The organism is Legionella sp. km535 (assembly GCF_003990085.1).
GTDB lineage: Bacteria > Pseudomonadota > Gammaproteobacteria > Legionellales > Legionellaceae > Legionella > Legionella moravica.
In genome coordinates this window covers 1-19,697 of sequence record NZ_RZGU01000028.1, presented here as the reverse complement: position 1 = coordinate 19,697, position 19,697 = coordinate 1, and the positions used below count along the sequence as shown (strand labels likewise).

Below are 19,697 nucleotides of genomic sequence, written 5' to 3'. Positions count from 1 at the left end.
AAAGTCCTGTTATTTAGGTACATAAAGTGTTAAACCTTATTTGCTCATTATAACCAAGCACTCATTTTATTCAATGTGTTAACGATCTCTGTGATTCTGGTTCATGTTCATGCACTGGTGGTATATCAGTTGGTTCTGTTATGGACCTTACTGATGTTTTAGCCACAGCAGCAGTGGATGACAGTTCGCTCTGAACGTCGTTGTCCAGGTCAGTAGTCTTCGTAGTCGGTACCGCTTTTACTCCAAGACCGGCAACCAGTGCAGAAGGTCCACCATTATTGGTCATCTTAGGCGGAGCTTGTTCTGCTCTTATCTCCCGGCCTTTATCAGAGATAATTACGCTGTCTTTCGTTGCACCACCGAATAAAAGCTGTCCAAAGGTCATATGTCCATTCCACCAGGCACGAAGATTAGGAAACAATATTCCGCGATTATCCATCCAGGCGTTAAAATCAGCAAACAGAGAACGCTCTCCTCGGAAGACAGCACGGAGTTTTTCAAAGGGTCGAGTATATAATACTGCCTTACCATCGTGTGCTGGATCGTATTTTTCATACACAGCCGTTTTTAATGGAGCAATTCGTTCAGGCCTGAATCCGGCCAATATGGTTTTTGATTTCTCTGACAAAGCCAAGGGGCCAATATCAGATTTCAACACATCGGCAGGGGAGTCCATTGTTTTGCCTGTAACATTCAATAATTTGGTTTCATCTCTTAAGTCATTCCATTTTGCCTGAACTACCTTTTGATAGTTATCAAGATGTTTGTTAATGACATGGACATCAGGATTTACATTATCCATTTCGCCTTTAATAGCTTGCCATGTTTCAGTCCATTTCTTATCCGTTTCATCAAAGAATTTTTTCCATGGAGCACTAAGCTGTGGTTGTTGATGGGGAACCACTTCATTAAAAAATTGGTCAAAATAATTATTGGTTAAATCGCGTCTGAAATCAGCAACCGTAAATTTTATTATACGTTCAACCTGCGCTTTTCTATCCATAATGGCATGTTGTTGCTTGATGTAAGCTTCTGTAGCTGTATAAAAACCATCATTGAGACTTGATTTTCCGAATAGTTTTTTCAAATCTACTTTATTAAGAATTATACGGGTATCTCCTTCTGCACCAAACCGACCGGCACGGCCTATTATTTGATTCAGCTCACGTTCACGTGGTAAATAATTCACAAGTACTTTTAATCCATGTTCGGAAGCCTGACCTTTTAAGGGGATGTCTGTTCCTCGACCTATCATGCCTGTAGATACAGTAACCATTCCAGGAAGCCCGGCATGGTTTTCTATATGCTCTGCTTCATCAGTTGAGCTTGTTTGTGAGCTGATACGAACCATAGCGGGATCATTTGGGAAAATTGATTGTAAATAGTCCATCATTGCCTGACTTTCTATATCATTTTCGCAAATGATCGCGACAGGCTGATTGGCTGCTCGTGCTTCACGTATTTGTTGAGCAAACAATTCTTGTTGCGATTGCTTATTAGCAGCTAGGTAAAGAGGGTAATCCATTCGATTTAATCCTCTATGCCTTGGAACCGAAATAAAACGCATTTCTTCATTGGCTTTACTGTTTCCGTATAAGGCTGTTCCTTCTTCTTGTTCCCTTATTGAACCTACTGTTCCTGAAACAGCACAGACCGTACCTTCTTCGTATTCATCCATCATGGATTTACTGGTAGATGAATAAATGATTTGCTTTTCATTATCAATAAAAAAGTCGTTTTCACACTCACTCAAACGTGCTATTAATTGCTCATCACCAGGTTGAGCCGCATCCGGTTTGTTTTTTAGCATATTCAAACGCGCATGCAAGCATTGATGTACACCAAAAGAAAACTTCGAGCTGCGATCTTCACGATTACCGATTAACAAGCGTGCCTCACTGACCATCAGCGGGCCTTTCGCTGTTTCAATTTCTATATCTGGTTTAATCACAAAGTCCTTATCCAGCTCCAGTACTAATGCTGTCAAGGCAGATTGTTGCCAAGATTCCAGTTGAGATTGAGCGACTGACTCCAGACGTTTTGCTTTTTCTGGTCCCACTTCTTTATAGGCATACTGTATTAATAAACGATTACATGCGTCTATATCTTCCTGGTATAACCTCATAATTTCAGGGTTATCCTGCGAGAAAAATCCAACCAGTACCTCATAAGCCCATGGCATGTCTCGAATGGTTTCATCGGCCATTGCAGAATAATTAAATCGAGTATCGGACATATCGAAGTAAGTTCGATCTGCTTCGTCCAGCGTCATGGCTCTGTCTTCAGGATTTTCAGCAATAACGAGGTGCGCTTTACCTTCACTTCGTGCTTTATTACGGAATAAACTTAAGTTGGCTGCATCAGAGAAATTAATACCGTCAAGAGCATATTCATTTGCCGGAGTATTTTGATAAATCAGGTTTGTTTTGGCGCCCAGAGATTGAAACAGTGATCTGAAGGACAAGTAATCTCGTGTTGCCAGTTGCACATCAGCTGTGACGAAGTCAACTGTCTTTCCTTGTGCATATAGGCATAAATTCGTGAGCATCATAATACGTGACTTGCCTTCACCGGTACCTATTTCGCTCGTCACGTGAGTACCCGATTTTAGCATGGAGTGAATTGCTAAATATTGGGTTGTATGAATTTCAAAAGAGCGTCCCAGTTTTTGCCTTCCTTTCTCATCAAAAAGGGCTGGCATACCTTTAGTGCGATGCATCAGTTCAGCAGATAATGCAACAAGACGTTCTGTGCTTAATTCTCTAGTTTTATTCCTTAGACTCAGCAGTTCATTTTTGATCTCATCAGTAGATAATTTTTTTACTGCCGTAACTTCTTTATCAAGTGCTTCTAATTCTTCATCGCTGTAGGCTACTCCACCCATTTGAGCTGCCTGAACTTTTGCATATTCCAGGTCAAATCCATTAACACTTTCTCGTGCACAAGGCGCTTTATCAAACCGTGCATAGCATTCAGCCAGATGTTGCGCTAAATCAACATTCTCTGGGCAATTGTCTTCCCATTCTTGAAACTGTTCAAGAGTAGGGTATGGTGCTGATTGATAGATGTTTTTTAAAGTTTGAAGAAGAACTGGACCTTTATCCTTATCGGTACAGCGAGCCATTAAACTGTTAAGTTCATCAAGAGTGCAGGGTTTATCGTTGTTAATTAATGAAGTTAACAGATTTAAAAATAATTTTTTATCTTCTTTGGGAAATGCTGAATATTCTTTTGATGACAATAATTTTAAGAGTGATTCATGAGTAAATTCTCCATCCTCATTACTGAAGTGATTGCATAGAGAGCGAACAATATCAGGATCGTCCAGAGCAATGAATTCATCTTTGAGTAAGTTAATGTTATTCCATGAAAAAACGATTTGATCCTGTTCTGAGTAATTATTAGAAAGAAAATGTCTCAGATAGTTAATAATCGTGGTTTTATCACCAGGATAATGTTCGGCTGCCTGATTGATGCTCTTAAATAAATCAGCAAAAACCTGATCGAATTGTTTTCGTTTTTCAATAATTGTTGTGAGTTCAGAACTGGCTTTAGTTAACAAATCAGTGTCAAATGTTTTAGGTTTTTTGACAACAGCTGTTACAGGTTGAATTTGTTGTTCTTGACTGTCTTCAACTGGGGTCTCCTCAGATTTGGCACCAGCTATTGTTTTATACATAAAGCCAAACAGTCCACCAACTGCCCGACTAAAAGCTCCACCAACTGCCTTCACCGTTCTTATGACAGGATTGCTTTGCTCAACAGGTTGTATCTGCTCCGGTTGGGCATCAACTGGTTCGGGTCTGTTGAATTCTTGCAAATGGTCGCGTAAATTCTTGAGCGCAATAAGATTGTTTGCCCCAGGATTCTTGTCAATAAATGTTTGAATTTGTGTTTCAAGAAGTTTGGGATCTGCGCTGTCAGGTGACACAGCAAGTTGCCTTTGAAAATCAAGATAATCGTTATCATCAGGGCGCGTAACTTCAGGTGCAGAGCCTAATTTTGCAGGATCTGTTGATAAAAGCAGATCGATAACGAGATTCAGAGAGTCCATTTTGGATACTACTTTGCTCTTCGTTTGATCCATTGAAGGCAGAATTGTATTCAAATAAACTTGAGACTTTTGCATTAAACCATGTACATTCCCCTGGAAATGCTCTGCCTTGTTAAGGAAGAACAAAAAGTCATTTGGGGCGCCGCTTTTTTTAATGCCTTCTAAAAGCTGAGTCAAATCATCTATAGTAGTTTGTTCCAGAAGTACTGGAGTATTTAATTTTTGTAAAAAGGTTTCACGCTCTGATTTTGATAAATCCCGGGTAATGGCTATAAGCTTTTTGATGACATCCAAATACTGTAGTGAGTCACCTGGTTCAGTATAATGAGAGAGTAGTTGTTCAATTGATTTACGCTCATTTTCATTCTCACTGAATTTAGAATTGAGTAGCTGTTGTGCCTCTTCAGGTATTCCTTCTGCTTGCAGTAATTTAAAATAGTTATCCGGAAAGTAACCCTCAAAATGTTGTTTTACCACATTTTGAATTTGGGCGGTGTCTCTGGAACTAATGTACTTCTCAGCAAACGCACTCAGAAACAGATACAAATTATCTGGCGTTAATGGTGGAGGACCATTTTTATCCATAGATTGAAGCATATCCAGTGCTTTATTAACAGCCCCATTACTGGTTGCTAACCCGGCATCGAAGATCATTCTAATTTTATATGCATTGGCTTGGTTTTGTTCTTTGTCACCATTTGCTAACCCGAAAGTACTAATAAGCGCCAGTATTTTTTTACCGTATTCGTTGTCATCGAAACCTATGTTCATAGGCCCGTTAATAAGTGCTACTGCTGTATCCAAGTGCCGATAAAATATTGATTCGCCGGGTTCTTTATAGGTGGTGTCTGTGTAGAATCTCATACCGGAATAGATTGAATCCCCGAAAAGAGCGGTTATTCTCCCAAGAATAAAGCACGTTTTATCAAGACGCTGAGCTTTTGTTTCTAATTCGCTTTTTGCCTGGAGGTAGCTGCCTTCAATCTTTAAGGCTGAACTGATTAAATCCAGTAGTTTTTTTAACACAGGCAATGCAGGTGCGTTGCCTAAATCATATAACCGCTCGACAAGTTCTTTTCTGATTTTACTTTCAAGTACTTTTAAAATAAGAGGCAAAGGTATATCGTTTAAGCTATTAACAATATGATTCCAATCTTCTTTTGCTTGCTCGATGTTGCTGGTTAATTCTGTATTGGTTAAACCCGTTGTGCTGTCTGCCAGTAAAGCAAATAATTGTGCTTTTTCTGTATCAGTACATTTTGATGATACAATTTTGGCATCCATTTCTTGATAAAATTTCAAAGGCAAACGATCTTTCTGGTGAGCGATATAGCGATAAAATTCTTTTCGCGTTTCAGCCAGGTTGTCTTGTTTCGCAATGGTTTTCCATTTCCCTTTTGTTGAATAATCAGTAGCTGAGTATTCAAGGGGAGTAACTCTCATTTCAGGGATAACAAATGGCTGGAGTTTTCCCTGTTTACCCAGTTGTTCCTGTCGAGTAAATTCTCGTACTGCGCCATTAGGTTCTAATGAAATGGACGTTATTTCTTTCCATTGCTCCGCCCTGTCTACAGGAGCTGTATTCTTAAGTATCGTCAGCATTCGACCCAATGCAGTCGGCATGCTTTTGACATCGTTGAATGATACGTCAGGGTAAAAGGTTAAGTGCATGTCATCTATTTGCTTGGCAAATGAATTAAAAGCACTTACGAGTTCGGGCAAACTATCATAACCCACAGCAGAAGCATGTTGTGCCAACAATCTGGACCACCATGCATATTTGTTTTTATCCTGACTAATTCCACTAAGAACTTTTAATGCTTCTTGCATTTTTTCGTTCTTAAACATGGGAACAAATGAGTCTGTTTTTTTGAAGAGGGTATTGTTTAATTCTTTTAGTAAACTTATATCTATATCGTTCCATACTGAGAATAATTTTGATAATCCTGCTCCTGAGTACTCAGTATACACCTGGAGTAGTGCATTCATCTGTTGGTTATCAAAGGACAGCTGCTTAGCCCAGCTTTCTACTTGACCTTTTAATTCAGGATTATCTGCTAACAGTGCCAAGAGAATATGTGGATTTTTATCAGGAGCAGCAGTTGAGATATCATGAGATAACTCAATATAGTTTTTGGCTAGTTCTTCTGAACCGTGAAATTGTTTAATTATAGTGTCCAGGGCAACAGAGTTGTCTTCTGTTCTGTTCACATTTCCTTTAAAAAGTGAATCGGTGCGTTGTGTATTCTGCATAATGTAATGCAGCAATTTAGCATTGAATGTACCTTCTGCATTACACAGATTGAATACCTGATCCAGTTGAGCTGTATTCAGCATTAACAATTTAGGAAATTGACTTCGGAACTCAAAAATAGCTTCTCTTGAATAGGTGGAACTATTGAGTGCGTTCCATTGTTTCAACAAAAGCTCATCCCGTGCATTTTCATTTGGTTTTAATGTAAGGAGCATTTCAGCAAAAACATCTGCTGAGGGTGGTTTTAGGGACGTATGTTCTTGCAGTTGAGGTGCTATGACACTAACGTTTGCAGCAGCGTTCCTATCAAAATGCAACACCAGGCTCTCTGAATCACTCGGATCAGGAACCAGCGCGAATCCAGGAGGGAGATAATCTGAGTTCAAACCGTATTGGAACAACTCTCTATGATTCATCAGTTGTTCAGCAGCTTCTATGCTTATTTTGCCAAATTGTGTTCCAGGGATGATTACTTCTTTTCCCTCGGGAACGTTGACTGCTTTAAGCGGATCGTAGCGGACACCATCGTGCTCCACATAAACGATGTTTCCCATCCATGCATGCCAGTTTTTCTTTAACTCGCTGTTGGAGATTAATTGAGCTTCAGGGGTAAGACTCAATCCGCTTTTGTTCATAAATAGGTTCATTAAGCCGTTAAAATCCAGAGCATGGATTTCGCCAAATCCTATTTCTTCCTCTTCTGTCTCACGTGTTTTTTGAACCGCTACTTCTACCTCAACTTGTTGTTCTTGTTGGAGTTCTATGTCTATATTGATTCCGGAACGCGCATCCTTTAGTTTAGGTCTTTTACGAATCCCTTTGTTTTCTAATTCCAATGCAATTCTTTCTTTTTGTTCTGAATTCAGTTCCTTTTCATTTTTTAAACGTTGGTTTGCAGAAACGACATCATCAATTTGGTGTTGTAATGTTGTATTGATAAAATTATCTGGGAGAGTAATTGCAATTGATATGTGTTTCTTTTCAATAAAATCGTAAATTTGCAGCCAGTGTTCTTCATTAAGAACATTCCCTTTGTCCGAGATTACGATCTCTGCTAAATTATTTTCTGAAAGATTATTTAGTGCTAATTTTAATTTGGCAACAAAGACAGCCGGGTTAACGGATGGATCGAGATCTATTTTTAGCTTATCGGCTCTTATTCCCGCATTTAACCCACAATAGGCATTTAACCCATCCAACATTTCGGAATTACAGGGGGTCAAGGTCAATATGCCCAGATTAATATTTAATTTATCCAGTTTTACCTGAAGCTGAGTGAATAAATACTCATAGTCTGTTGCGGTTAATGAGGGATCGCTTGTGCCAGGGAATGAAAAAACTTTTGAAAATCCATTTAATTTGTTTACCGCCTCACTAACCGCTGGATTGACTAAAAATCCAGGATCTTCGGTAGTTACGGGTTGTTGTGGCGATAATATGTCCTGTAATGCCGCCTTTTTTATGCGTTTTTTATCCTGATCAGGTTCAAATAGTCCTTTTTGTTTGTGATTAATTGCATCAAAGACGGATTCATCGATTGTTAAATTTTCCAGTTGAGCTTCATAAAATGCCTGTACTAAAGCACTACTGTTTTCTGGTGCTATGCCATCTTTGCCTTTGATTTGTTTGTATCTGCCTGCAACTTCATTATCACCAACAAGTCCGTCAATCTGAAATAGATTGTGTAAGGCTCTGTATCCACAAGAAAATCCATCATTTTGATTTTGACTTACTACGTCTTTGTCGGTTCTTTTAATGGTCCATCCCTCGCTTGCGGGAAAACCTTTGAATGAAATAAGATCCGGCGAGTTATTTTCCTGATAATTAATGGCCTCTTCGATCAATTCTTTATAGGCTTTTTCTTGTTCTTTTGATAGCTTCATACTGTCTGTAATCTTATAAGATACTGTACGAGCTGTTGGATCTACGGTAATCTGTGCTGCAAGCCAATGTACTCCCTGATTGGTGCCGCTACTTCCTTTATTAAGCAAAATAGGAATAGTATAGGGTAAACCATTGGTATGTTGTTCACGTTCAAAATGCAGCGCTGTACCAATTGAAGGGGCATTAAAGCTCAGGATATGAACTTTATCCTGTGTTTGAGTCAACTCGAGCATTCGTTGCAAATCAATATCTGTTAGCCATTCTGATTGTGTTAAGTTCCCTTTGATTAATTTTTCCCTTAAACCCAGGTTGCTGGTCATCCCGTGGATTGATATCAGGGAGGTACGAACTATTTTTTGATCTACTTTAATTTTTTCTAATTCTGCTCTGTTTGAATCAAATTTAAAGTTGTTTTGAGCTGGTAAACTGGCGTCCAGTATTTGGCATGCTAAATCCCAATCTAACTTATGGTCAGCAAAAGTTTGTTCGTTAGCACTGCTTAGGCCAGCCAAGTGTATAAATTCAGATTGAAATTTCTTTTCTAGAAATTCAATGGCAAGTTTAAATTGCTTTCTCGAAGCATCATTGTTTGGATAATTGGTATTTTTATTCCTGTAACGACCAAATAAAATATCAAACTGTTCTTTATTTAGATTCATATGAGAAAACCAATTAATTAACTTATATGTTGATTATAGACTTCAATTATTAAAGAAATATTAACCGATATGTGCAATAGTTTTCTCTAAATCAATTTTCACTTAAGTGAGAGAAAAGGTATGGCGGTGAGTGGGTTGGTATTTGAATTATTCCGTAGTAGAAATATAGATTATGGTTCAATTTGATGTGGACAGCTGCTCTCAGTACCAACCGGTATTGAGAGCATTTTCTAATCAAGGGTTTTGTAATGATTCGATGACCGCACCGAGGAATCGAGTCGCCTCGCCTCCAGTGACGGCTCTGTGATCAAAGCTGAGAGAGAGAGGGAGCATGTTATGTGCTTCTATTGAACCCTCAGGGGTCACAACAGCACTTTTATAAAGTCGTCCAACAGCCAGAATTGATACCATAGGAGGAACAATAATTGGGCTGGCAAAACGTCCTGCAAATTTTCCAAAGTTAGATAAAGTAATCGTTGCACCTTTCAACTTATCCGCAGTTACGGCTCGATTCCTGACCGATTCTTTGAACTCATTTATTATTTGGCGTAATTCACTATCAGAATGTTTGCCGGCGTTGTGAATAACTGGAACAAATAAACCTTCGTCATTATCCATTGCCAGTCCCAGATGAACTTCTTCAAAACATTGACGGGCACCATGTCGAGTATCAAACCACGCATTAAGGGCTGGTTCCAGTTTAGATGCGTGGATTATCGCTCTTATTAATCGAACAGTGATGTCGGTTCCAGAGTTCCAGTTGTTAATGTCTGCTTCATCAAAAATACTGACGGGTACTATTTCAGCATGCGATTGAACCATACTATTTAACATGGCTCTTCTGACCCCTCGCAATGGTTCAAACCCAACAGGGGGTTGTGAGTCTTTGTCTGCCTGACTCTGAACATCATGCCGGGTAATGACACCATGTTCACCAGTTCCCTTTAAGGTGGTTAAATCCACGCCCAGTTTTTTCGCCAACATTCGAACAGCTGGAGTTGTCTTGACTTGCGTTCTACTTGAGTTTTGTGTGCCAATAACAAAATTATCCTCACTGACTTCAGTGCTTTCTTCAAGATTACCCACTACAGTACCTTTATCAGCAGGTTTGGAACTTGTCGACACGAAGGCAACCAACGGTTCGCCAGTTTTAATCACATCACCAGGTTTACCATATAATTTGCCAATTGTACCACTCTGAGGGCAGGGCACATCGACTACAGCTTTGGCTGTTTCCATAGAGACTAGCGGTTGATCCGCTTTTACGGTGTCTCCTTCTTTAACAAACCATTCATGAATTTCAGCATCAGGCAATCCTTCACCTAAATCAGGTAGATTAAAAATATTCATTATCACTCCATTATGCTCATAACACTGTTTTTAATGCGTGTAACACTTGGTATGTACTGTTTTTCAAGCTGGAAGTAAGGCATAACGGTATCATAACCAGTGACTCTCTGAACCGGTGCAAGAAGATCAGCCATACACTGTTCCATAATTTGAGCAGATATCTCAGCTCCAACGCCACATGTTTTTGCTCCTTCATGAACAATGACACAGCGGCCTGTTTTTTCTACTGAAGCAATTATGGTTTCAATATCTAATGGCTTGATAGTCGCGACATCAATCACATCACAGGAAATGCCTTCATCACTCAATTGTTTCGCGGCTTGCAGGGTTTCGTGCATGCTCGCCCCCCAACTAATCAGCGTCAGATCATCGCCTTGTTGCAATGTAAAACATTTACCTATGGGTAAGGCCTGTCCATCATCAGCAACGGGTTGTTTCACCAGGCGATAAATGCGTTTAGGCTCCAGAAAAATAACAGGATCAGGATTTCGCATTGCGGCAAGTAATAAACCATACGCACGTTTGGGAGATGAAGGGATAACCACTTGCAACCCGGGAATATGAGCGAATAACGCCTCTGTACTTTCTGAATGATGCTCTGGTGCTCTGATACCTCCCCCAAAGGGGGCTCTATAAACCAGTGGGCAATGTAATCGTCCACGAGTTCTGTTTCGCATACGAGCTGCATGAGAAATTATCTGATTCATCGCAGGATAGATAAAACCCATAAACTGGAATTCAGCGACAGGTTTTAAACCCTGAAGTGACATTCCTATTGCCAAACCGGCTATCATGGATTCTGCAAGGGGAGTATCAAAAACACGTTTCTCACCAAAACGTTCCTGCAATCCGGCTGTGGCACGGAACACCCCACCGTTTTTTCCTACATCCTCTCCAAATACGACGACGTTTTCATCATGCGCTAACTCATAAGCCAGAGCCTGAGTTACTGCTTCAATTAAGGTGATATCAGGCATGACCCGCTTCCTCCATGGCTATTGCACGTTGTTCCACAAGATACTCAGGCAACTCAGCATAGTGATAATCGAATATACTGCTTGTAGGTTGAGGGGCAGTACTTAAATACTCATCAACTGCTTGTTCTACTTTTTCGGAACATTCCATAACCAACTGTTCTTCTTCATCGGAAGTCCATAGCTTCTGACCCATCAGAAAATTTTTGAATCGGGCTATTGGTTCTTTGGGTTTTGCGCATTCAACTTCTTCAGATGGTTGGTATCGTGTCGCATCATCAGCGGTCGTGTGATCGCAGAGACGGTATGTTAACGCTTCTATCAAAGTAGGTCCTTCGCCTCGACGTGCTTTTTCTATAGCTTCACCAATAATTTGACGTGTTGCGAGCATGTCATTGCCATCGATTTGTAGTCCCGTGAATCCTGCTGCAATCGCTTTTTGAGCAATAGTTTGAGTGCCTGTTTGCTTGTCTCGAGGAACGGAAATGGCCCACTGATTGTTATTAACAACAAAAACTATGGGTAAATTCCAGGTTCCTGCGACATTCATTGCTTCATAAAAATCGCCCTCAGATGTTCCTCCTTCACCAATACAGACAACCGCAACACGATTTTGATTTCTGTATTTAAATGCAAAGGCAACACCTGCTGCATGAAGGCATTGAGAGGCTATAGGCACGCAGATCGGCAGATCCTGAGAGTTGCCGGAAAAATTGCTTCCACGCTCATCACCACCCCAAAATGCAAGAATTTCAGACATTTTAACGCCACGCTGCAATTGAGCGGCATAATCACGGTAATAGGGTACGAAGACATCATCGGGTTTCATTGCGTGGCCAATTGCCGTAGAAATTGCTTCCTGGCCATTAATAGGAGCATAGGTTCCCATTTTGCCAGTTCTTTGCAAGGCAATTGCTTTCTTGTCAAAGGTACGAGTAAGTACCATTGTTTTGTATAAATCTTTTAAAGCTGAATGATCTTCTGCAAAGGAGGGTAGTTTACCTACTAACTCGCCTTGCTCATTTAAAAACTGTGTGAAAGTAATATCAAATTGAGCAACTGTTGTCATTACATGGCTCCTTGTCAACAACGCGTTGCCATAGAATACTCACAAATTAATTTAAAAACCAGTGAATTAGAATGAAATTACGTAACTTGACGAAGTGACTTTGGAACACTTCGCGGTGGGCGTGTATCTCTCTTTAAAGAGCTACACTATTTATTGTTCTGCTCTAATCAGGATCCCCTGGCTCACATTGAATATGAAAACGAATTGGACGATGATGCATGAGTTTGAGACAGCGTGGCTTCTTTGCGCTGTTCGTCTGCTGTACACATTAAAGCCAATTGTTCGACTAATACCTCTTTAATTACGCTACAAATTTCCATTTTTAATTTTTTAGGTTTCGTCTTGTCTTTTCTATTTCTATTCAAGTATTGGGTTTTATCGGTAAATTTGTCATCCAATGCCTTTTTCCATGGGGGACTAATATAAAGTTCATTGTCACCAGGACGAATGGTATGGGAAATATACTTTGCAGAAGCCGAGTGAGCGTCTCCTTGAGTCGTCTCAAAAAATAAAGGCAGAACTGATTTCATGGTATCAGTAATCAACTCAGTAATACCGTGTTCTTTTACTTTTACTTTATTTTCTGGGGATAATGCTGTTTGGTACCAGTGAAACATAATTGTCGACAGTGGTGTTAAAACAGGTGGAAGGCTTAATTCGCTGGTTTCAGGTAGTTTATAATCTCCATCTAACTTGCTCAGTGCGTAATTGAGTGTTGTTTTTCCTTCATGCATCGATTTAATTGCGGCAACAAGCAAGCTGAAGTGTACTTGTCCGCTATGAAGTATAGAACTGAATTGAAGAGGTTTGTAGCCATGATCCATTAAACCAGAGCAAGTTATGGATTGTTCTAGAAAGGCAAGAATCGAATGAATTAGCTCCCAATTCTTGGTACGAAGTGAGCGTTCTCTGATTGATTCTTCATCCAGATGAAGGTGAGCTTTAAACTCTTTAAGCCACATGTCTAACTCAGGATTGTTCGTGTCTGGAAGAGGATAGCCTTTAGTTAAAGATAATAAATAAGATAACATTGATCTTGCATAAGCGGCGCGAACTTCATAGTTGGAATGTATCGGGATCGGCTCATGTTCCTGAATGAAATACTCTTCAAAAAGAGTATCTTTACAATTGTATTTACTATTAACCATGATTTTTCGTACGGCCTGAGCAAAATAATCCAAAACATACTTGGGTATTGGCTGGCCTTTCTGAAATTCCTGAATCGCTGGTATTAGTTCCTGATCGAACAACTTTTTCGCCATGCTGATTTGATGTTGGCGAAGAAAATATAGTGTTACATTTTTAATAACGTGTATGGCTATATTGATCGAAAGAGCAGAATGAACTTGAAGAGTTGATAATTTTCTTAGATTAATCTCGTTATTACTTAGGATGTTCAATTCAGCATCAGCATCATAGACCAGTGTTTCTCCGTGAAATGGTGCTAGCAGAGAGCTAAATGTCAATGCAAAATGAACCCTGGGTGATCGGGGTGTTCCGGGAGTGCTGGGTGGTGGCGCTACATCTGATCTGGGTGAAGTGCTGGATGAAGCAGGCATTTGTAGACTATGATCGGCTTCGCTTCTAAAAAAAGAGGGGCCTCTGACCAGGTTCAAATTGAGCTGCAAAGGTTTTTGATCTTCCAATGGAAGAAGTATATTAAATGGGTGTTGAAGTCGAAACACTTCGACATCAGTAACTATTGCGATACCGTCTTTAATTTCTATTCCGCCAATTCCAGCTAAAGCATCATTGATGAGTAGGTGATCGACAGGTTCTTTTTCGCCCGCCAATTTATAACAGCATTCAGCAGAGGGGGAGGCTTCGGGGAGTGACCAGACGATGTGTTTGGAATGATAGGTTATACCTTGGAAAAAAATGTACATGAGGCTTATAGAATCTGGGTTTGAGGAAAACAGCACTGTACAATTTATTAACTTTTATGTAAAGATATATTCAAAAAAAATAGTATTATTAGGGGGTATTTTGAGCAAATATATGACACTGGATCTAAATTACCAACCTTGTTTGCAGGATTTGTATCAAAAGTTCTGTGATTTACCAGGTTTTGTTCTGCTCGAAAGTAAGGACAGAGTGCGTGGACGCTATGATATTTTAAGCGCTTACCCTTATGATCGCGTTGTTATCAGCTCTCATCCGGAGTCAGAATGTTTTGCTTTAGATAGAATTCGTGAACTCATGTCAGAACCTCAGTCAATTAATGAACTTCCTTTTCAGGGTGGTGCTATAGGTTATGTTTCTTATGATTTTGGTGCTCAGTTATACGGTTTAAAAACTAAACCACAATACTCTCTATCCGAAGTACCACTATTAGATATGGGATTATATGATTGGTCTATCATTGCGGATCATCACTTAAGAAAAGTGACGCTATTCGCAGCTAATCGTCAACCCGAGACCAAAGACATTGTGGATAAAATGATTCGTTTATGGAATGAGCCTCAACGTGAACCACAGTCATTTAAACTAGATGGCGAGTTTCGTCCTCTTATTTCAAAACAGCAATATATCGATTCATTTACCGCAATAAATCAGTATTTAAAGGAAGGAAGAACCTATCAGGTTAATTTGACTCAGCCATTTCATGCCGGTTTTTCGGGGGACTCCTGGTCTATTTACAGAACAATTAGCGCTAAAAATCCAGTCCCATTTTCTGCATTTATAAGACATAATGATACAGATATCCTCAGCTTTTCACCGGAGCGATTCCTACAATACGATCAGGGATCTATCCTGGCATCTCCAATTAAAGGGACAATCGGACGATCAGCGGATCCCGCTAAAGACGAGCAATTGAAAAATCAATTGATGTCTTGTGAAAAAAATCGCGCGGAAAATGTGATGATTGTTGATTTGATGCGTAATGATTTAGGAAAAATTGCGACACCTGGCTCGGTGAGAGTGAGCAATCTTTGCGAAGTACAAAGTTATAATTCAGTACATCATCTGGTGAGCGATATCAATGCACTCTGCCAGGATCATTTGAATCCATTTGATATTTTTCTCTCCTGTTTTCCTGGTGGTTCAATAACAGGCGCTCCAAAATTGGAAGCTATGAACATTATTAATGAGCAAGAACAGTACGCTCGCGGTATCTATTGTGGCAGCATAGGCTATTTTTCAAGCCATGGCCGATTTGATACCAACATTGCCATTCGTACCGTCACCGCCAAAAATAACATATTGCATCTGGCAGCAGGAGGTGGAATTCTTATTGACTCGGATTGCGAAGATGAATATCGTGAATGTTATACAAAAATTGCAGCGATAATTAATGGGCTTAAATAACTTATCACAAAATGATACAACTCATTCAGCAGTCCTTGTTTTACATGAACTCGCCACGGATTCATTAATTTTAACAAAACGAAGCGAGCAATTAAGAAATCATCCTGGAGAAATCAGTTTTCCTGGAGGCAAATGGGAAGAAAGTGACCTAACATACGCTAATACGGCCTTAAGAGAGCTGTATGAAGAATTAGGGATAAGAAAAGAAAGGGTGACTTTGATAAAGGAGCTCAGAGAAGAGCGCACTTTATCGGGTATTATTATCCATCCATGGTTCGGTCAAATAGAGTCTGTAGATCCCTATAAGTTAAATCTTGATGAAGTTACTGGTCTTATCTCCATTCCAATGCCCTTAGTCCATGCGGCAAAAAACTATCGTGATATCACTGTTAAACGCTATGGAATCCACATAAGAACATGTGAATTTATTACAAATAGAGAATTTATATGGGGAGCTACAGCTCGCATTATGAAACAAATGGTTGCTGATTGATTAGTTTGAGGGGCGGCCGGGATTCTAAAGAAAAATTTATCATCCTTGAGTGAATTTTATGATAAATATAAAAACTAGCAAAAAAGGACATCCTCATTTTTATATAAGAGGATGTCACGTTGTTTGGTTCTAAAATTGATAACAGCACAGAAGAGGTCAGATCTTGTCTTTTGTTTTAAGACAGAGAAAAGCAAAAAGCAAGACCTGATCCTGATGAATCTCTTAAACAATCTCAGGTCTCAAAAACACATGTCGTTTCTTCGTGATGAGTTGACATTTGCGCTAGAAACCGTACCGCGGCTAGATTTCATTGCATGTCCACTGAATCAATGGACCCTGAGGACATGCAGCAGAGCATAACCATTAGGCGAATTGCCAACGGACTCTAGTGTTTTAATTCGTTTCAGATGTCCAAAAAGCATCTTCTTCGGGTTGGTTTGCTGAAAAAAGATAGACCTCGACAATTTGACCATTTTTAATTTTCATTAAGTCAGTTCCGTCCATAGACAGTCTGCTGCCATTGGATTTATGGGCGGAGAAATGAAGGGTAGCGGCTACTAAGAAGTTATTCGCCATGATATTTTTTACTTCATCGATTTTGAAAGTGTTTTCACTGATTTTCATAAATTGACCAAACAGTGAAAATACTTCCTGTTTGCCGTAATAAGTTTTCGACAAAGAACCATTTCCAGGTTGATGCCAAATGATATTTTCAGAAAGCAGGCTATCGAGCAAGACCATGTCACTGGTGGCTAGAGCTTCAAAATATTTTTGTACTATTTGAATTTCGCTTTCAGACTGCGTTGCCTTCGGAATATTGTAAGCATGGGCAGCCACGCTCTGAAAGATCATTGTAAAGCAAAGAATTATATTTCTTGACCAGTTACTTGTTTGTTTTTGTATCATCTTCTTTTCTCCTCACGGTTTGTTGTTTCGCTTAGGCAGTTTATGAGCATGGAGGAAGAAATGATTCTAAAAACTCGCCATTAATTTTGAGTTTTTAGCCATATTATGATATTCAGAAGGCAATTGTCCGGTATGAGTACGAAAGGTTGTAATGAATTGACTTAAGGAGTTATAGCCTACCGCAAGGGCTACCTGAGTAACGGAGTTTCCAGATAGGCGTAGAAGTTCCTTTGCTTTTGCTACTCGATAATGAATCAGCCACTGCTTGGGTTGTAGTCCCGTTTCAATCACTGCCAATCTATTAAGACTACGAGTACTTAATCCGGAATGACGTGCCACATCAATCATATTAATATTTTCTGCTAAGTGCTCCCGCATGTAATTTAAGGCTTTTTTTAATCGTGGATCGCTCGCTTTTGCTTCTAAATGCTCCACTGATTGTATGTAATTGGAGGAAGCCTGCATAAATATCTCATGCAACGTTTCACAAAATACCTGAATTAACGATTGCGCATTGTTTGTTTTCGGGTGGAGTAATAAATAAAACAGTAGCTCCTTTATCAAATGATCTACTGAAAGAATTAAGGGTACTGAAGAAAGAAAGCTTACTTTGTATTTGCTAGAATCAACCAAAGCAATTAGCCGCTCGCCACTTTTAGTAGTGGAAGAAAATGAATGCGTCAGATTCGGCGGCAGGTATAACATTTTACCCACACCCAATTGCAGAGCTTTCTCCTCTAAAATAATGCTGATTTCTCCTTGCAAAGGGATAAATAAAAGTGCTTCTTGCAACGTGATTTGCTGAACCTGCTTTCCTGGAAGATTTTGATGAATCAGATATAGACCATCAAAACTTACCGAGATGTCTTTACCCTTTTTCATGAATGTCCTCGGTAGACAGAAATATTATTGCTTACAGTCTGGGATTATATTGGTATGCAGCAATTATTTTCAAATTCAATATTCCTATTATGTATTCACAACATATAGCCGGCGTAGCCTGGGAGTAGGCCCAAAGGGCCGTATCCCAGGTTTTATTGTTATGCCAGCTTAAGTGCGCCACTCATTTACTCTCCAAACTCACTTAGACCAATCTCTTTCACTAGTTTTATGGTAATAATCCATTTTCAACTTAAAAGAAACCCTGGGATACGGCCCTTTGGGCCTGCTCCCAGGCTACGCCAGCTGATTGGTCGGAGTACAGTCAAGTTGTCTCGGAAATAGAAAACTATCCTGAGATTACAAGCCACTTCAATTGCTATGTAGGGACTAATTATTTTCTAGTATTTTCTGGTCCTGCATACATAGAATAATTTGTATTTTGGTGCATCCGAGAATCTCACAAATTTGATGAGGACGATTTTAATAAAAAATTGTGTGTTTTCTGCAAGCCTGTAAAAAGGGCACAAAAATTCACGAAGAAAGCACAAGGTAGACAACCCTCCATATTCCCTATATAAATAGAAGGGTTATTTTTTATCAGATGTCTTGAAATTCAGATGAAATAATACAATTTTAAATTTATTTTGGAGGCTCTATGAAAAGGATTTTTACTGGTGCTTTGTTTTTTATGCTTACATGTCCTTTGGCGTATGCTGATAGACATGTACAAGGGAGTATTACTGTTTGTTATACAAATAAAAATCTCTCTAAAGATATGATTTATTCTTCTTATAAACAGTTGATAGAGATTGATAATATTTTAATGAAAATGCAAGATGATGCCGTAAAGTCAGCGAACGCATCAAATTCAACAAATGAGCGATATGAGTTTGATGTAAATTATCAATCGAAACTGGAGGCATTAAAACAGCTTATAAAAGCAGATCAACACTTATATCTTACTCCTTCACCTGATAATAATATAGAAATAACTACGAAGACAGCTACTGGTGAATGGGTATTCACTTCACTGAAGCATCTTGATATGGATAGCCTGGGACTAAAAGGGATAAATTTAAAGACCACGGCTAATGCTGAAAAGGCACTTCAAGATATTGAGAGAGCAGTCACTCTTGTTAAGCAGCAGCTTCCTGATGCACAAGATACATCAAACTGGCTTGTAAAACCTTCTGTTAATCAGAATGCTGATGAGAATGATATTACTGATTGCCTGTATCTTAATAATGAATCAGAAAAACAAAAAATTCTGTCATCTATTGCTGAATTGAGATTTTTTATAATAGAACGGTTGATGAGATTGGTAGAACTTACAGATGAGGCGATGATGGAAGGTGCCGATCAGCTGCGGGTAGATTCTGAATTTCAGCAAGCGCTTAATTATTTGTTTACTGATGTAACGCATTTCAATATATTGAAGAAAAATAGTGTGTTAACTAATAGCGAAATCAGCAATCATAACAATGACAAGACTTATAAATTTCCGAAACTGAGAATAAAACAATTTAAGTTAGAGAGAAGTCATATTTATGATATTAAAGAAGCTCACGTAGTATTAACTAATATTCATAAAATGTCTGACTATATAAGAGATATAATACTTCAATAGTTAAGGCTGATATGAATTAGCAAGGTTGGGTCGAAACGAGCAGAGGGATCGATACCTTTTTTGTGAAGGACATATAGGGTCAGGGCTTGAACTTTGAATTATTGATTTAAATTCACAGCCGGCGTAGATACTGTCTTTAAACGCAAGATAAATTTTCATTAAAAGGCAGTTTACTTTTTAAAACTCCAAAGATGATATGAGCTAATTTGCGCATTACAGCACAAACAATAGTTTTA

At 39.2% G+C, this 19,697-nt stretch carries 10 protein-coding genes; 3 read left to right on the top strand and 7 right to left on the bottom strand.

Translation table 11 applies throughout. The annotated features are described in order from the left end of the window. Nucleotides 1-70 precede the first annotated feature (70 nt). The 5 genes from ELY21_RS13885 to ELY21_RS13865 all read right to left on the bottom strand — a co-directional run bounded on the left by ELY21_RS13885 (nucleotide 71) and on the right by ELY21_RS13865 (nucleotide 14,130). A complete protein-coding gene (locus ELY21_RS13885; protein WP_127110417.1) occupies nucleotides 71-8,851 on the bottom strand; it encodes a hypothetical protein in 8,781 nt (2,926 codons plus the stop codon). Between the two features lie 234 nt (nucleotides 8,852-9,085). Then, the gene (locus tag ELY21_RS13880) at nucleotides 9,086-10,201 is read right to left on the bottom strand and encodes a dihydrolipoamide acetyltransferase family protein (protein WP_127110415.1); all 1,116 of its coding nucleotides are present in this window, start codon (nucleotides 10,199-10,201) and stop codon (nucleotides 9,086-9,088) included. 2 nt (nucleotides 10,202-10,203) lie between these two features. Then, on the bottom strand, nucleotides 10,204-11,178 hold the full coding sequence (locus ELY21_RS13875) for an alpha-ketoacid dehydrogenase subunit beta (RefSeq protein WP_127110413.1): 975 nt from the start codon (nucleotides 11,176-11,178) through the stop codon (nucleotides 10,204-10,206). After that, complete coding sequence (gene pdhA, locus ELY21_RS13870; protein ID WP_199741724.1) at nucleotides 11,171-12,244, bottom strand: pyruvate dehydrogenase (acetyl-transferring) E1 component subunit alpha; 1,074 nt, start codon at nucleotides 12,242-12,244, stop codon at nucleotides 11,171-11,173. Before pdhA ends, ELY21_RS13875 begins: the two co-directional genes overlap by 8 nt. A gap of 182 nt (nucleotides 12,245-12,426) precedes the next feature. Beyond that, nucleotides 12,427-14,130, bottom strand: a complete 1,704-nt coding sequence (locus ELY21_RS13865) for a hypothetical protein (RefSeq protein WP_127110409.1) — start codon at nucleotides 14,128-14,130, stop codon at nucleotides 12,427-12,429. Between the two features lie 112 nt (nucleotides 14,131-14,242). On the opposite strand from ELY21_RS13865, the gene pabB reads away from it, so the two are divergent. Continuing rightward, nucleotides 14,243-15,553: an aminodeoxychorismate synthase component I gene (pabB, locus tag ELY21_RS13860; protein WP_127110456.1), complete on the top strand. Its 1,311-nt coding sequence runs from the start codon at nucleotides 14,243-14,245 to the stop codon at nucleotides 15,551-15,553. After that, nucleotides 15,540-16,046, top strand: a complete 507-nt coding sequence (locus ELY21_RS13855) for a CoA pyrophosphatase (RefSeq protein WP_127110407.1) — start codon at nucleotides 15,540-15,542, stop codon at nucleotides 16,044-16,046. The genes pabB and ELY21_RS13855 overlap by 14 nt, the downstream gene beginning before the upstream one ends. Nucleotides 16,047-16,439: 393 nt before the next feature. On the opposite strand, the gene ELY21_RS13850 is transcribed toward ELY21_RS13855, so the two are convergent. Then, nucleotides 16,440-16,952 carry a nuclear transport factor 2 family protein gene (locus tag ELY21_RS13850; protein WP_127110405.1) on the bottom strand — a complete coding sequence of 171 codons (513 nt, stop codon included), beginning with the start codon at nucleotides 16,950-16,952 and terminating at the stop codon, nucleotides 16,440-16,442. 66 nt (nucleotides 16,953-17,018) lie between these two features. Beyond that, complete coding sequence (locus tag ELY21_RS13845) at nucleotides 17,019-17,834, bottom strand: AraC family transcriptional regulator (RefSeq protein ID WP_127110403.1); 816 nt, start codon at nucleotides 17,832-17,834, stop codon at nucleotides 17,019-17,021. Between the two features lie 655 nt (nucleotides 17,835-18,489). On the opposite strand from ELY21_RS13845, the gene ELY21_RS13840 reads away from it, so the two are divergent. Continuing rightward, complete coding sequence (locus ELY21_RS13840; RefSeq protein WP_127110401.1) at nucleotides 18,490-19,461, top strand: hypothetical protein; 972 nt, start codon at nucleotides 18,490-18,492, stop codon at nucleotides 19,459-19,461. Nucleotides 19,462-19,697 lie beyond the last annotated feature (236 nt).